The following is a 1,008-nucleotide window of genomic DNA, read 5'->3' as shown; positions in this document are numbered from 1 at the left end:
GGGCCTTGATCCTTTGGTGTTGACACCCTGTTTCCCCGGGCCGGTAGGGTTCGGGGTGCTAGGAGTGTTCAGTGACCTCGAAGTATCAGCGCCGGTTTCCCGAGGAGTTCAAGGACGAGGCCGTCCGGGCCTACCTCGATGACCCGACCGCGACCTACGCCTCGGTCGCGAAGAACCTGGGCGTCTCGGGCGAGACGCTGCGCAACTGGGTGAAGCAGCACCGCAAGCAGCAAGGCGCCTCACCCCGCTACCAGGCTCCGACCAGTGAGAACGAGGGCCTCGTAGGCTACGACGCCGTGATCGCCGAAGAGAACCGCCGTCTCCGTGCTGAGCTGGAGAAGGTCAAAGCCGAACGGGACATCCTGCGTAAAGCCGCGAAGTATTTCGCGGGCGAGACGAACTGGTGAGCCGCTTCCAGTTCGTCGACGAGCACCGCACGCGTTGGAGCGTCAAGCGACTATGCGAGACCCTCGGGGTTTCCCGGCAGGGCTACTACCAGTGGAAGGACCGCGCCCCGGCCCGAGCGGCGAAGACCGCCGCAGACGCGGCGACCACCGCGCGCATCCGGGCCGTCCATGCCGCGAGCAACGGCGCCTACGGGTCCCCGCGGATCACCATCGAACTGCGCGAGGCCGGCGAGCAGGTCAACCGCAAACGCATCGCGCGTCTGATGCGCGTCGCCGGGATCTGCGGGGTCCGGCTGCGTCGGCGCCGCCCGGCCCCGCCGCCTCAGGACCCGGCAGCGGCCGCGGTACCCGACCGGCTGGGCCGCGACTTCACCGCTGCGGCGCCGAATCGGCGCTACGTCGGTGACATCACCTACCTGCCGGTCGAGGGCGGCTCGTTCCTCTACCTGGCCACGGTCATCGACCTGTACTCGCGCCGGCTCGTCGGTTGGGCGATCGCCGACTACATGCGCACGGACCTGGTCGAAAAGGCGCTGCGCCGCGCCGAGGCCATCCGCGGCGGCCTGGCCGGCGCGCTGATGCACACCGACCGCGGGACGCA

Annotated in this window: 2 protein-coding genes; both read left to right on the top strand. The window is 69.2% G+C overall.

Annotation, left to right across the window (positions count from 1 at the left end; genetic code table 11):
- Positions 1-71 precede the first annotated feature (71 nt).
- Entirely contained in the window at positions 72-407 is a 336-nt protein-coding gene (locus AB0K52_RS25635) for a transposase (protein WP_363537376.1), read from the top strand.
- A partial coding sequence (locus tag AB0K52_RS25630; RefSeq protein ID WP_363537373.1) for an IS3 family transposase occupies positions 404-1,008 on the top strand: 605 nt, incomplete at its 3' end. The genes AB0K52_RS25635 and AB0K52_RS25630, both read left to right, overlap by 4 nt.

The organism is Glycomyces sp. NPDC049804 (genome assembly GCF_040674615.1).
Classification (GTDB): Bacteria; Actinomycetota; Actinomycetes; order Mycobacteriales; family Micromonosporaceae; genus Glycomyces; species Glycomyces niveus.
This window is presented reverse-complemented; position numbering and strand designations above follow the sequence as displayed.